Here is a 13,449-nt window from a genome sequence, read left to right as displayed (position 1 = left end):
GGGAGAGTGATTGATAATTCTTACAGTAGATGATGTATTACAAGATGATCTGTTACTCGATGTCGATGTGATTACGGGTAAGGAGCTTGCACATAAAAGAAAAGTTCAATGGATATCGGTCATTGAACTACCCGTTGAAAATTTTGTCAGAAAAAATGAAGTTGTTTTAACAACGGCTATTGGCTGTAAACAAGATCCATCATTATTTGTAGAGTTTGTCCGAGATATTATTGAGTCAGAAGCAGCTGCTCTTATGGTTGCTTTAGGTAGGTTTATTTATGATATTCCACAGGAAGCTTTAGAACTCGCAAAAAGGAACGAATTTATTATTATGACGATTCCTTGGGAAATACGCTTTGCTAATATCGTTGAATTAGTCATGGGAGAGCTCACCAAGAAGGCAAATCAGGAAAGGCAAAAGTCAGAAAAAATTCAACAAGAGCTTCTGCATTTAATTCTTGAAGAACGAGAGCTAAAAGATATATTGGGATATGTGGAGCAACAGATTTACGCTGAACTTTATTTAACGGACCGCTTTGGGAATTTACATGAGAGCCAGCAGTATTCTGAAGAATTTAATCAACAATGGATGGAGCTTGTTCTAACAGGTATAATTCCCAAAAAGCATCAGGAACCACATACACAGGATCCGTTCATACAGAAATTTGATGTGATTAGCTATGAGAGTAGGTCCTTTATTCAAGTTCCTGTGTTACAGGTGTCTGGGGAACCTCAAGGATATTTATTTGTAGTCATACCTGAGCACTTGAAAATATCAAAATATTTAAACAATAGCAGGAATCATATTCTAGAGCATTCAGCGACTAGTATTGCCTTATGGCTGTCACGGAAAAATGCAGTAGAAGAAACAAAGCTTCGCTTACGTAGTGACTTTGTTGAAGAGCTTGCACAAGGTGGATTTACAAACTATGAGCAAGCACAGTCGAGAGCAAAGCTACTTCATTACAGGCTAGATGTGCCGTATGTTTGCATTGTGGCCTATCCTGAAAAGTTAAAAAGCCTTTATATTAAGCGTGATCAAGCGGTTGATGCTTTTGAGCAATGGAATCAGAGTATGCTTCATTATTTGGAAGAGGAATTGGTTTATGCAGCACGATCCTTAGAACGCGAGCTCATGTTAACCCGAGATGATGAGAAAATGACTTTATTTTTAGAAGTGCAGCATCAAACAGAGCATGAATATGCCACTGATTTTTTAGATAGTGTCGATCGCCGCTTATACCAGCTAATGCCTGATGTTTCGCTTTCCTGGGGAATTGGTAAGAGAATTAAAGGATTTGAGGATTTTCAAGAAAGCTATCAACAGGCGATATTGTCACTGAGAATTGGGAGAATAAGAAACAAACAGCCCAATCGTACGTGGTTCGATCAAACACGTGTCGACCGCGTATTGTTACAGCTCGTTCATAACACCGATATGCACGAAATTGTATTAGATACGATTGAGCCGCTCGTGCAGTATGATGAAGAAAGGCAAATGGACTTAATTGGGACATTTATTGCCTTTAACCAATATCGAGGGAATGTCAGTCAAACCGCTCGTTCATTGAATTTGCACAGACAATCATTACTATATCGTTTAAGAAAAATTGAATCGTTAACAAAGCTTACTTTAAATGATCCGGATCACTTATTCCTTTTAGATCTAAGTATAAAAGCTTGGAAGATTAGTGAAGCTCTGGATGAATAGTGATAGGTAGTATAAATGGTTTTGAATAAAATGAAAATCTTATAAGCACCGATCTCTTTAATGGGGTCGCGTGTTTTTTTATTTATATGTTTATACGACCTGTTCGTACATTTTAGATCAAACATGTATGATAAATTGACTGAAATAAAGTTTGAAAATTCATACACTTTGACGAATATCGAATTAGATACTTTGCCGATATAATGACATCAAGGAAAGAAATTAGCAAAATGGTGGGTTGAATGGAAAGGGGTGTTAGGTTGTGAAAATTGAATTATTAGAATATCAAAAAAGAATTAAACAAACAAAGGAGCGGATGGCTGCAAGTGGTATCGAGGTATTATTAGTCACGGACCCTGCTAATATGAATTATTTAACTGGATATGATGGTTGGTCTTTTTATGTTGATCAAATACTAGCCATTTTTGATGATGAAGAGCAGCCCATTTGGATTGGAAGAACCGCAGATGCCAATGGAGCCAAAGTTACTACTTGGCTATATCAAGAAAATATTATTGCTTATCCTGATCAATATGTACAATCTGATGTTCGTCACCCGATGGATTTCGTTGCGGAGATATTAACGCAAATCGGTCAGGACAAAAGGAATATCGGTGTTGAGATGGATAATTATTATTTCTCAGCAAAATGTTTTCAGCAATTAGTAAAAGGGTTGCCGAACGCGACATTTATGGATGCAACGCTCCTTGTTAACTGGGTTAGACTAATTAAGTCATCAGCGGAGATTGAATTAATAAAAAGAGCTGCTGTTATCTCAAGACAAGCGATGGTGGCCGGTATTGAAATGGTTAATGAAGGTGTAAGAGGCTGTGATGTTGCGGCAAAAATTAGTCATGAGCAACTAAGCGGAACTTCTCAATTTGGTGGTGATTATCCAGCTATCGTACCCTTACTGCCATCTGGAGAAAGAACATCAACACCACATTTAACATGGACCGATGAACCATATCAAAAAGGTGAGACGGTAATTATCGAGCTAGCGGGTTGTTATAAGCGGTATCATGCCCCTTTAGCTAGAACGGTCCATATTGGTCAACCGACACCAAATATGAAGAATCTATCAGACATTGTGGTGGAAGGCTTGAATGAGTGCTTAAACTTCATTAAACCAGGTGTCACATGTGAAGAGGTCGAACAGGTTTGGAGAAATACAGTAGACAAATATGGTGTGACGAAGGAATCTCGATTAGGTTATTCAATGGGACTTAATTATCCACCGGATTGGGGCGAGCATACGGCGAGTATTCGTAAAGGTGATAAGACGATTCTATTACCGAATATGACCTTCCATCTCATCCCCGCTATCTGGTCTGAAGGAGATAGCTTTGAAGTGAGCGAATCGTTTCGTGTCACATCAAGTGGCTGTGAATCCTTAGTGCATCTACCGCGAGGGCTTGTCATCAAAGAAGATGGTATGGCATTTGAGACATTAAACCCTGTGATTTGATGACTGAATGTTCAATTAATTTAATGGGTTGATAAAGATCTGCGTTAAACGGTAAATTGGCCACATCAAAGGCGAAAAGCGAACCGAACTGGCGTTAAAAGAAAAGAACGAACCACAAAATGAGAGTAGTCAACAAGATAAGGTCCCCAAAATGAGAGCACACGTTGGGTGGAGCCCATCTCAAGTTAAATTTAAAAGAACGGAGTGAGTTTGATGAACAAAAACATACATGTAGGTACAGAAGCGGTTTGGGCAGGGGAAAAGGAGTATCTCGTACATGGAGCGACGCAAGTACCGGTTGTATTAAGTGTTGCCTATAATTACGATGATATGGATGAATGGTATGACGTTGCGATCGGGAAGAAAAAAGGTCATATTTATGGGCGAAATACGAATCCAACTGTTCAAGCCTTTGAAGATAAAGTGAAAACCCTTGAGGGTGCTGAGGCTGCGACTAGCTTTTCAACAGGAATGGCAGCCATAAGTAATACGTTAGCCACCTTTTTATTGCCTGGCGATCGCATTGTTTCAATTAAAGATACGTATGGTGGTACAAATAAAATTTTTACAGAGTTTTTACCACGCCAGCAAATCGAGGTGACCTTATGTGAGACAGGGGACCATGAACAGATCGAAGCCGAGGTAGCAAAGGGATGTAAGATTTTGTATTTGGAGACACCAACGAACCCAACCGTAAAAATTACAGATATTAAAAGGATGGCAGAAGCAGGAAAACAAGCAGGAGCCTTGGTCATTGTCGATAATACCTTTGGAACTCCTATTAATCAAAATCCACTTGAATTTGGTGTTGATTTAGTCATTCATAGTGCTACGAAATTTCTTGGCGGTCATGCCGATGCTTTAGGCGGGGTCGTGTGTGGCGAGAGCACACTGATAGAAAAAATCTATCATTATCGTGAAATTAATGGAGCGACGATGGATCCAATGGCAGCTTATTTAACGTTAAGAGGGATGAAAACGTTACATTTACGTGTCCGTGAGCAGAGTCATAATGCGATGGAGCTTGCTCAATATTTAAAAACAGTTGGACTGGTGGAAGAGGTCTATTATCCGGGTTTACCTGAACACCCACACCATAATATTGCTAAAGAACAAATGAAAGGTTTTGGCGGTATGCTTAGTTTTTCAGTAAAAGGTGGTGTAGAAACGGTACGTGGGCTTTTGCCAAAACTCCAGTTTGCTCATCGGGCGGCCAATTTAGGTGCAGTAGAAACAACGGTAGGACCGGCACGAACAACAAGCCATGTCGAGTGCACCCCTGAAGAACGTGCAGCCATGGGTATTCCGGAAGGGCTTATTCGCGTATCGTGCGGAATTGAAGCGAGTGAAGATATTATTCATGATTTTAAGCAGGCGTTTGAACAAGTGACTACGACGTTAGAAGTCTAGAACTTAGAGATGAGGGATGTCTAGATGAACCAAAGTATCTATCAATTTGCTAAAGAAATGGAGGAGCAGCTGATTAGCTGGCGGAGGCATTTCCACCAATTTCCTGAGCTTAGCTTTAAAGAATTTCGAACAGCGGCATTTGTGGCACAGGCACTCTCAGACATGGAAGGGATCAAAGTAGAAAAAGGGGTAGGACTTATCACCGGTGTGGTGGGTCAGTTAAAAGTAGGTAAGGGTCCTACCGTTGCATTGCGAGCGGATATGGACGCTTTACCTATTTACGAAGAAAACGAAACAGAATACCGCTCTACACATCACGGTGTTATGCACGCATGTGGACACGATGCACATACGGCAATTTTGCTAGCGACTGCCAAGATATTATCAAACTTGGCTAAAGAGGGTCATATGCAAGGTACGGTTCGTTTTATTTTTCAGCCTGCTGAGGAAACTCCTGATCAAAAAGGATTCTCAGGTTCTCCTTATTTACTTGAGGCAGGTGCTTATGAGGGGGTGGATGTAGCCTTTGCCCTTCATATGTGTCCTTGGCTTAAGAGTGGAGATATTCAAATCCACGACGGGTACAGCATGGCCAATGTCGATGAATTTAAAGCAACAATCATTGGTTCAGGAGGGCACGGTGGTTATCCGGAAAAAGCGACAGACCCTACTTGGATGTTAGGTCTACTTCTGCAGTCCCTGCACGGCATAGTTTCCAGACGGATTTCTGCTCTTGATCAGGCCGTTGTGAGTATTGGTGAAATTAAAGCAGGTACAGCGACCAATATTATTCCAAGCGAGGTTTATATAAGCGGAACGATCCGCAGTTATCAGCCTGATGTACGAGAAGCTTTAGAAGAAGAAATCAAAAGAGCATTTAGCGTGATAGAGCCATTAGGTGGGAAGTATAACCTTTCTTTTCATCGTGGTGAGCCAGCCTTATATAACCATCACCATTGTAATCTAATTATAAAAAGTGCCGCGCAGAAGCTGAAGTCAGGAATAAAAGTGACAGAAGCGCCTTTCGGTCTTGGTGGTGAAGATTTTGGTTATGTCACGAAGCAGCTACCTGGTGCGATGTTTTTCTTAGGCTGTTCGTTACTAGGCGAATTACAGCGTGAATTGCACACGCCTGTTTTTGATATCGATGAATCCGCATTAGTTTTGGGAACGGCCATTTTTGTTCAAATTGCCGCTGAATGTGGCGTTATTAAATATGTGGGGGTGTAAATTTTGCATAAATTAGCCTTTATAGGGTTTGGAGTTGTTGGTCAAGGCTTAGCTGAGATCTTACGAGATAAGCGAGAAGAGTTAAAGGCCAATCATGGCTTTGAAGCACAGATTGTCGCTATATCTGATTGGAACAAAGGGTCGCTTTATCATCCAGAGGGACTTGATATTAACTTACTTTTAGAAACGGTTCAAGAAACGGGGTCACTAGAAGCTTATCCGACTAGTCAAGGCTTAAAAAGAGATTGGGATAGCATCAAAACCATCAAAGAAAGTAATGCGGACACAATTGTTGAGGTATCTTACACGAATGTGGAAACCGGTCAGCCTGCCATTTCGCACTGTGAAGTCGCCTTTACGAGTGGTAAAAATGTCGTGATGACTAATAAAGGGCCAGTCGCATTGGCTTATCAAAAATTAACTAGATTAGCTGAGCAGCATCGGGTCCAGTGGGGATTTGAAGGGACCGTGATGAGTGGGACACCAACGTTAAGAATGCCACAATTAGCACTTGTAGGAAATCAAATGAAAGAAATTCGCGGTATTTTGAACGGAACAACTAACTATATTCTTACTAAAATGGAAGAGGAAGAAGTATCTTATGAGACAGCTTTAAAGGAAGCTCAGGCACTTGGCTTTGCTGAGGCTGACCCAACTAGTGATGTAGAGGGCTATGATGCCAGATATAAGGTCGTCATTTTAGCCAATCATATTATGAATGTCCCGTTAAAAGTGGAGGATGTTAGCTGTCAAGGGATTACCTCTATCACACCTGAACTCATAAGAACAGCACGAGCTGAAGGAAAGCGGTGGAAACTATTAGCCTCGATTAAACGGGGCGAAGAAGGCAAGGTAGTCGCTAAGGTCGCACCAGAAAAAGTGGATTTGGCCGATTCTTTAGCAGGGATTAAAGGAGCTATTAATGCGATTGCTTATGAGTGTGATTTAGTAGGAACTGTCACATTAAGTGGAGCAGGTGCAGGTAAAATCGAAACAGGTTATTCGTTATTAATTGATTTGATCCATATCGCAGGAAATAAACAGAAGGTTGTGATGTAGACATAAGAGGGGGAATATCGATGAAAACAAAATTAATGAATCAAAAGATGTTTTTAGCGGGGAAATGGGTAACGAGGGAGCGGTTAATTAATGTGAAGAACCCTGAAGATGATTCAATCATTGAGGCAATTCCAGCTGCCTCAAAAGAGGATATGATTTTTTGTGTTGAGGAAGCAAAAGTAGGAGCGAAGATTATCTCGAAAATGCCTGTTCATGAACGCATGGATATTATCCGAAAAGCTGCCGAATACATCTCTCAACATTTTGATAAATTTGCCGTAACGATCGCTACAGAAGGTTGTAAAACAATAACAGAAGCAAAAAAAGAAGTCACAAGAGCCATTGAGACGTTAAAAATTAGTGCCGAGGAAGCTCGTCGGATTGAGGGAAAGACGATTAGTTTTGATCAAATGCCAGGAAGTGAACAGCGTCATGGCTATTATTATCGCTTTCCAATAGGGGTTGTAGGAGCTATTACACCATTTAATGATCCGTTAAATCTAGTTGCACATAAAATTGGCCCGGCGATAGCAGCGGGCAATTCAATCATTGTCAAACCGGCGACTGAGACCCCTTTAAGTGCCCTATTACTCGCTGAAGCCTTTGAATATGGTGGCTTACCAGAGAAAGTATTATCCGTTATCACTGGCTATGGTCATGAAATTGGCGATATTCTAATTACGAGTCCTCACGTAAGAATGATTAGTTTTACTGGTGGGCGTGAAGTAGGTGAGGCGATTGCTAGAAAGGCAGGATTAAAAAAGGTGAGTATGGAGCTAGGTTCGAATTCACCCGTCATTGTACTAAAAGATGCTGATTTAGAAAAGGCGGTTGAATCAACAGTGTCTGGTGCTTTTTGGGCTGCTGGTCAGAATTGTATTAGTGTGCAACGTGTCTACATTGAAGAAGAAATTTATGAACGCTTTGAGCAGTTATTTTCCGATAGGGCAAGTCAGGTCACTATCGGTGAAAAACTAAGTGAGGAAACAAGTATGGGCCCACTCATTAATGTACGTGAGGCTAAGCGTGTTGAGCAATTAATAGAAGAGGCGAAGGAAAGAGGAGCCAAGGTGTCGGCAGGAGGAAGACGGTACGGTAATTATATCGAACCTACTGTGCTGACCAATGTCAATCGGCTAGACCCAATCGCTCAAGAAGAAATTTTCGGTCCAGTTGTGATTTTGTTCCCTGTCGGCAGCTTGGATGTAGCAATAGCGGAAGCAAACGCGGTTGATTACGGATTACAGGCAGGTGTATTTACGAATAATCTCAAAGCCGCGAATCGAGTCATTCAGGAGCTAGAGGTCGGTGCCGTGATGGTGAACGACAGCAGTGATTACCGAATTGATGCGATGCCATTTGGTGGAGTAAAAGGTTCAGGGCTAGGTAGAGAAGGAATCGCTTTTTCCATTGAGGAGATGACAGAGCCAAAGGTTGTTTGTTATTTAAATGATTAAAGATAAGTAGTTCAGTTTTTGAGGAGAAATAAAAGGAATAGCATACTAATTTCAAGACCAAATCGCACTATGATTTGGTCTTATATTTGTTGATATATCAATGTTTTTCCCCTAAAATGAGCGATAATTATTAATGAGAGCTAGAGTAGATGGAAAGGGTTATATTTGCAAACTTCAAACCAAATGCACACAATACACATTGACCATTCTTAGAACAGTCTATAACTTTTGTGAAACCTACAAATCAGCCGATGGAAAAAGAATTACTCCTGCTCAACGGTTGGTACGACTGATAAAGTATTTACTTTAAATGATATACTTTACAAAAGATGAAACAACTTGGAAATCGCCCAAGCTGTTATTTTATTTCTTCTACTAACTCTATCTTTTTAAATTCATACCCCATCAGCCTATTATTTTCGAGCGTACATTTATGTTCCAATACGGAAGAATTATTAAGTATTGTTGGAAGGAAGTGCGGTAACATTTCGCCTTCTCCGAAATTTTTTTCACCAAATAACCACGATATACGTTTCCAGTCTAAAATTCCTTCATCAACCATCTTCGGAGTTTGGTAAATAAAATCGTTATGAATATCAACTAAGAAGACATATAATCCACCAAAATGAATTTTATCAACCTCCCAGGTAATAACACCTTTATATTTCGTTTGATTTTTAGTTATATCAATGCCTGTTTCTTCTTTTACTTCTCTAATCACGCACTCTAACGGTGTCTCGCCTTGTTCCATTTTACCTCCTACACCATTCCAAAGCCCCTTGGTAGGTGCTTTCTCTCTGTTTAACATTAAAATTTCATCTTGTCTCTTGATAAAACATAAAGTTTGTTTAAACAATAGCTTCTCCCCCATTATTGATTATTTTTAATCTTAACAAAATTATCAAATAATTGTTTAATTAAGCAAAAAAAGAACTTTAATTCTCTCAAATTCCTTATATTAATTACTCAATTAATTTAAATGGTATTTTTACTGTGAAATAAGTGGATTTTTTAAATGTTAATAGAAGTTTTCTCCACATTATTTGAACTACCTAATTAAAGCATCTGTTCTTTTTTGCTTTCAAATTTGGTAAATCCTTGGGATATTTAAGCAAGCCTTCACATATATATGTTTGAGTTCAAATTTCCTAAGGAGGCTGATGTGGTAGCAATGGTCATTCAAAGAGAATAAAAATAAATGTTAAACATGTGCACTCGTCAATGGATATGAGTAAGTTTGGCTAGTCGCACTCATCTTAGATTATACACATGAAAAGAGGGGTTCAATTTGGAGGAAACGAGAGTCGTTGTTCAAGCCCAGGAAAGTAATGGTTTAGCGGTATCAGCACTCGTCCTTGGAATTATTGGTTTAGTGTTGTTTTGGGTACCATTCATCCCATATCCACTTGCCATTTTAGCTTTAATATTTGGATTTATTGGATTAAAGAAGCAAGTGAAAAAGGGCCTCGCGATAACGGGCATCGTCACCGGTGCAGTAACACTTTTACTTAAGCTCTTATTTTGGATCGGTTTTGTCGGCATGTTATAAGATTGATTGAATAAGGAGGTGCGTGTGTGACAAATCCATCACCTACCACTGCAAATAAAACGAACGGAAAAGCGATTGCTGCTATGGTGCTTGGTATCATCTCATTAATTATCCCTTATGTCGGTATATTATTAGCGGTAGCAGGTATTATCTTGGCTGCCATGGCATTAAATGAAATCAAGGAATTTGGAGACCAAGGAAGAGGTATGGCTTTAGCTGGCCTTATTTGTGCCATCATATCCTTAGCGATTACCATTCTTGTCTTCATTTTTACTGTGTTATTAGGATTTATGTTTATCTAGCGTGAATGGTTGTTTATGAGATCGGTTAGAGGATCTTGTAAACAACTTTTTTATGATGGGATAAAAGTATGGAGACTAACTATTTGGGAGGGAAAAATTCTGAATTTTTTGTTTACATAAAGACGAATGGTGTATATTATGGTGTTATTATCCTCCTTATTTTTAATTTATGGAGGTAAATTCCTTTTTCATCTAGATAATCACATGAATAAAAAAAATGAAATGAAGGTGATGGAATGAGAAAGTGGTATATGGTTGTCTGTTTTATCCTATTATTGGGTCTCATGCCTAGTATCATGGCAGCCAATGATTCTGAAGATTTAATTGAAGTGGAGGCACCACCAGAGGATCCAACAATAGGCACAAGTGGTCCAATGAAAGAAATTAACTATATGGATGAAAACTTAGAGGGGAAAGCAGACTTTATTAGTTTGTTTACGACCGATTATGGTCAGGAAGTCTTTGTCAAACGCTTATGGGTAGCTGTTCAAGTTGATAGTCAAAATCGCGTCACTCGCATGATTAATCCTTCCCATAATGGACAAGCTCCTGTATGGGAAGAAGAACAATATTTGGAGATTCCTGATGGAGGATATGTTTTATTAGCTCATGATGATTCTTGGGCAAATAAAGATTTTCGAAAGTTTCTAGCCACGAATTTTACGTTAGGCGATGAAAGTAAGCTAAGGAAAAATGGTGAATTGATTTCAGTGAGGGATTTAATGACAGGAGAAGGACCGCAAGCCCGAATCGAATTATCTAATCAAGCTTTATATACAGAAACGGCCAGTCAGACAGACGTATCAGGACAAGTACGGAATCTAGTAGATGGTTCACAGTACGAGCTTTATGTGAATGGTGAAGATGTTTTTATAGCTGAAGACGGCAGCTTTACTTTTCCATATACATTAGAATCACAGACGAATTATATAGATGTCGAAATTTATCAAGAGGGCCAGCTACATGATCGTCAGTCTTTAATCGTTTTTCGAAAAGAAAATCTCTCAGAGGATAAGCATGTTTTCCTTTGGGTAGAACAAGGTCCGAATGCGAGAAGGTTCCAAACATCTGACAGTATTTATGACATGCTTGTCCAGGCAAAGGACGCTGGTGTTACAGCCGTTGCTTTAGATGTTAAGGGGGTAGAAGGCTTTGCTTCCTATCAAAAAAATGATTTAACTAATCGTCCGTATGTTAGTGAGATGACCGCACCTGCTAGGTCTGGTTCAAATCCGGACTTAGATTTATTAGAAGAATTTATTAGGCACGGTCATGAACTAGGGTTAGAGGTACATGCTGCCTTAAATGTTTTTGCAGAAGGATCGATTGCCCACAATGAATTTGCGGTTTTGGATGAGCATTTGGATTGGGAGGAACAGGTGTATCGGCATGAGGATGGTGGTGATATTCTTCGATTAAGGGAGAGTGAATATGGACGAAGTGGAGCGCTTGTTGCTTTCGTAAATCCAGCGAACGAAGATGTTCGTGATTATCAGCTACGATCGTTTGAGGAAGTCATTAAAAATTATGATGTGGATGGTGTTTTATTAGACCGCGGTCGCTATGATAATTATTTTGCTGATTTCAGTGATGAATCCAAGCGGCAGTTTGAAGAATTTCTGCATAAAAGAGGCAAGGAATTAGAAAACTGGCCAGCGGATATTTTTACTTACGATGGAGCAAGTCGCATTGATGGACCACTTATTAATGAGTGGTACACATATCGTGCACAAGTGATTAAAACATTTACAGAAGAAGTAAGGGGTTTAGTTGACCAATATAATGTGCAGGAGAATAGAGCAGTGGAGCTCTCAGCTTATGTCGGTTCATGGTATGAAACCTATTATTTAAATGGAGTCAATTGGGCAAGTCCAAATTTTGAATACGATCCGCGCTTGCAGTTTCCGCAGGAGGAATTATATGACGAAGCGTATTATGAAACGGGCTATACCGATCAGCTAGATTTTCTAATGATTGGGACATATCAAAGGACAGCAGCAGAGATTAATCGCTATATTACTTTAGGAAATATCTTAACTAACGGTGAGATTCCGCTCTATGCGGGGATGGCCCTTGTGAATGTTCAAGAGCCTAGTTTGCAAAGAGAAGTATTTCAAGCAGGATTAAATAATACGAATGGATTAATGTTGTTTGATTATTCACAAGCCAACTTTGATGTGATTCAAGCATCGATTAAAAATGTGCCTTATGTTAAGAATTACGATTTGGGGATTAGTAATCCTATCGATTCACATTCCTCCATAACGGGCGATTTCTTTAATGTTAATAGGAATGATAATAATTTAAACGTATATTCTAGTCAATTTGGACCGACAACCGGAACAAATACTTGGGGTGTTGAAGCTGTAGTTGATGGTTCGGGAACGGTCATAAATGTTGTAAACAAACAGCAGGCCATTAATTGGAATTGGGCGCAGCCTGAGAATAATAATAGTGTCATTCCCGATGGTGGTTTTGTTATTTCTGCCTTGGACGGCTCAGGTATTCGTGAGAAGCGGCAATTAGTCGCTAGAAGCTACCAACAAGGTGATCAGGTACGTGCTGCTTTATATCGCGGTTTTTTAGATTATGAGGAAGAGGAGTTCCCTCATGGCACAATCAACTTTCAAGGGAATGTCGAAGTAATAGGGGTCGGAAATGCGGCGGTTTATTTGAATGAAGAAGAGGTGACGGTCCTTCCAAACGGTGATATAGAAGAGGAGCTTGCCATAGAGCTAGGAGAAAATATCATCTCTATTAGAATTGAAGTGGATGGCTATATAACGCATCAGAGAGAATTCACCGTGTATGGTACCTGGGCAGAACTAGACTTACTTGAGCAGCTAGGAGAATTAAAAGATCTAGTAACCGAATATATTCAACACCCACCTGGAATCCGTCAGTCCTTAGTCGTTCGATTGAATAAAGCAGAGGAATCTCTTTTAAAAGCCAAGCAATTCCTAGAGGATGGACAGGAGAGAAAGGCACTTCAAGAAAAAGAAAAAGCTCGGTCGGCTTTAGAAAAATTTACAGACCACGTGCAGAGACATGAAGGCAACCATATTAAAAAAGAACATGCAAAAAAACTCGTAAATAAAGCAGATAACTTAAAGAGTTTGCTAGATTTATAAGAATTTGAATAAGCTACCCCCTGATTAAACGAGGGGGTGGCTTATTTTAGATGTCAGAATATTTACGAAAAAATGTTTACAAAGCTAGAGGTGGTCGTTATAATTGGAGGTATAATCCAATTATTTTATAAG

General features: G+C 39.6%; 10 protein-coding genes. 9 read left to right on the top strand and 1 reads right to left on the bottom strand.

The window, feature by feature from the left end; translation table 11 throughout:
• Positions 1-10 precede the first annotated feature (10 nt).
• The 6 genes from PQ479_RS07815 (at position 11) to PQ479_RS07790 (ending at position 8,335) form a co-directional block, all read left to right on the top strand.
• Positions 11-1,711, top strand: a complete 1,701-nt coding sequence (locus tag PQ479_RS07815) for a PucR family transcriptional regulator (RefSeq protein WP_337957086.1) — start codon at positions 11-13, stop codon at positions 1,709-1,711.
• 262 nt (positions 1,712-1,973) lie between these two features.
• Positions 1,974-3,179 (top strand): M24 family metallopeptidase, encoded by a 1,206-nt coding sequence (locus PQ479_RS07810; RefSeq protein ID WP_083991118.1) that lies wholly within the window; start codon positions 1,974-1,976, stop codon positions 3,177-3,179.
• A 213-nt stretch (positions 3,180-3,392) separates the two neighbouring features.
• Entirely contained in the window at positions 3,393-4,589 is a 1,197-nt protein-coding gene (locus PQ479_RS07805; protein WP_083991119.1) for a cystathionine gamma-synthase family protein, read from the top strand.
• Positions 4,590-4,613: 24 nt separating this feature from the next.
• On the top strand, positions 4,614-5,819 hold the full coding sequence (locus PQ479_RS07800) for a M20 metallopeptidase family protein (protein WP_047986770.1): 1,206 nt from the start codon (positions 4,614-4,616) through the stop codon (positions 5,817-5,819).
• Entirely contained in the window at positions 5,820-6,878 is a 1,059-nt protein-coding gene (locus PQ479_RS07795; RefSeq protein WP_047986771.1) for a homoserine dehydrogenase, read from the top strand.
• A gap of 20 nt (positions 6,879-6,898) precedes the next feature.
• A complete protein-coding gene (locus tag PQ479_RS07790; RefSeq protein ID WP_047986772.1) occupies positions 6,899-8,335 on the top strand; it encodes an aldehyde dehydrogenase family protein in 1,437 nt (478 codons plus the stop codon).
• A 358-nt stretch (positions 8,336-8,693) separates the two neighbouring features.
• Here PQ479_RS07790 and PQ479_RS07785 read toward each other — a convergent pair whose 3' ends face one another.
• Positions 8,694-9,191, bottom strand: a complete 498-nt coding sequence (locus PQ479_RS07785; RefSeq protein WP_047986773.1) for an NUDIX hydrolase — start codon at positions 9,189-9,191, stop codon at positions 8,694-8,696.
• A gap of 432 nt (positions 9,192-9,623) precedes the next feature.
• Here PQ479_RS07785 and PQ479_RS07780 point away from each other — a divergent pair, with 432 nt between their 5' ends.
• The 3 genes from PQ479_RS07780 (at position 9,624) to PQ479_RS07770 (ending at position 13,317) form a co-directional block, all read left to right on the top strand.
• Positions 9,624-9,884, top strand: coding sequence for a DUF4190 domain-containing protein (locus PQ479_RS07780; protein ID WP_047986774.1), 261 nt, complete (start codon positions 9,624-9,626; stop codon positions 9,882-9,884).
• 26 nt (positions 9,885-9,910) lie between these two features.
• Positions 9,911-10,186, top strand: a complete 276-nt coding sequence (locus PQ479_RS07775; RefSeq protein WP_047986775.1) for a DUF4190 domain-containing protein — start codon at positions 9,911-9,913, stop codon at positions 10,184-10,186.
• Between the two features lie 236 nt (positions 10,187-10,422).
• Entirely contained in the window at positions 10,423-13,317 is a 2,895-nt protein-coding gene (locus tag PQ479_RS07770) for a glycoside hydrolase family protein (protein WP_053070254.1), read from the top strand.
• Positions 13,318-13,449 lie beyond the last annotated feature (132 nt).

It is taken from the genome of Alkalihalobacillus pseudalcaliphilus, from assembly GCF_028610675.1.
Taxonomy (GTDB): domain Bacteria; phylum Bacillota; class Bacilli; order Bacillales; family Bacillaceae_D; genus Alkalihalobacillus; species Alkalihalobacillus pseudalcaliphilus.
This window is presented reverse-complemented; position numbering and strand designations above follow the sequence as displayed.